The sequence below is a fragment of the Microcystis sp. BLCC-F209 genome, from assembly GCF_041928595.1.
Lineage (GTDB): Bacteria > Cyanobacteriota > Cyanobacteriia > Cyanobacteriales > Microcystaceae > Microcystis.
This window is the reverse complement of the sequence record NZ_JBHFLL010000287.1, coordinates 1-1,312: the sequence shown is the minus strand read 5'-3', so window position 1 is coordinate 1,312 and position 1,312 is coordinate 1. Positions and strand designations below refer to the sequence as shown.

The 1,312-nt window shown below is 42.2% G+C and carries 2 protein-coding genes; both read right to left on the bottom strand.

Features of this window, described 5'->3' with window-relative positions; all coding sequences use genetic code 11:
- Window positions 1–430: 430 nt before the first annotated feature.
- On the bottom strand, window positions 431–706 hold the full coding sequence (locus ACE1AQ_RS18250) for a hypothetical protein (RefSeq protein ID WP_002752933.1): 276 nt from the start codon (window positions 704–706) through the stop codon (window positions 431–433).
- 353 nt (window positions 707–1,059) lie between these two features.
- Window positions 1,060–1,312 (bottom strand): hypothetical protein (locus ACE1AQ_RS18245; protein ID WP_374808957.1); only part of this gene is annotated, 253 nt, incomplete at its 5' end.

Genomic DNA, 1,312 nt, shown 5'->3' with positions numbered 1-1,312 from the left:
AGTGGCTTGAGAAGCTCTTTCATTAGTTTTGGGAAAATTGTTAGCATGGCTTATTCACATTTATTGGTGTACATTTACTTTGTTTTCTTATCTATAATATCAAATTTTGTACCACTTTTTTCCACGTTCAACACTTCTGCTGTAAACCCTGTATCGATCACAGCAGTAATGGATTTAAGTTTGTCGCCGTTCCTCACAACCAAGGAAAGCATTAGACCTCTGGTAAAAATCAAAAATTGTTGTTAGGGTTAGGAGTCAGGAGTCAGGAGTCAGGAGTCAGGAGAATTAGGAATGAACAATAATCAATTAAATGGTCTATTTAAGGATTTTATGCAATTTAATCCTTATTCTTACCGTTTTTGAACCCTCAAAAATTAATTATGCAAGAGGTTTATTGCTTCGTAATTCTGATTGACGTAACCCTGCATCATCATAGAGCGTCTTTCAAACTCCGTGCGCCGAAACGATGAACGGCGCGATAGCCGATCCGAACAACCCAAGGCTGAGCATCAGGCAATCGTTCATAAAGTCGCCGAGTCGCAGTCATCGTATCGTCGGCAAGCTCAAACGCTCCAGTTTCGATGTCGATCGCCACAATTCTACCATGATTACCTTCCTCAATTTGGGGGCGCACCTGAGATTCATAAATCTCATCGCCACGTCGGGCAAACTCTTCTTTGCTGTAGCGGGGTTGTCGAACTGTCATAGATTTGACCTCTTTTCAACTATGCCCCTTCATTTTAGGGACTTGCGTGGGAATAATATCCCAATCGATCGGAGGGCGCAAGCTTTGCGCCCCTACAGTAACGGATTTTGTCCACAATGTAGGGGCGAACTGCGTTCGCCCAAAAGGTACATTATCAAAGCGCAGGTCCCTTACCCTAAGCAATGGAGGTGTCTATCGTTGAGGTGGCGGAGGGGATTAAACTAGAAGTTGTTGGGTTTCCTTTTGTCAACCCAGCCTACATCTGACTTTAACTTGCATTAGGGAACGCGCCCTACAAGATTGCGATCGCACTACGGCGATGGCGATCTAACTTCAATTACTGCATACATATTTTAGGGACGAAGGAGACTCTGAACGCTGTTCCAAACATCTTGTTGATTGCCAAAACTAAATTTGACTTTGAGAGGAACTATATGAGCATCTTGACCAGAAGGTGATGCTAGAGGTAATGATTGGGTAGTAGTGGCGTAGCCCTCTTGCTTACCTGGTATGAATTGTGTAAAATATTTATTAATAAAAATAATTGGAACCCGATCAGTCTTTAAACCTCTAGCTTGATCATGACTTTTCTGATAAATATCTTTT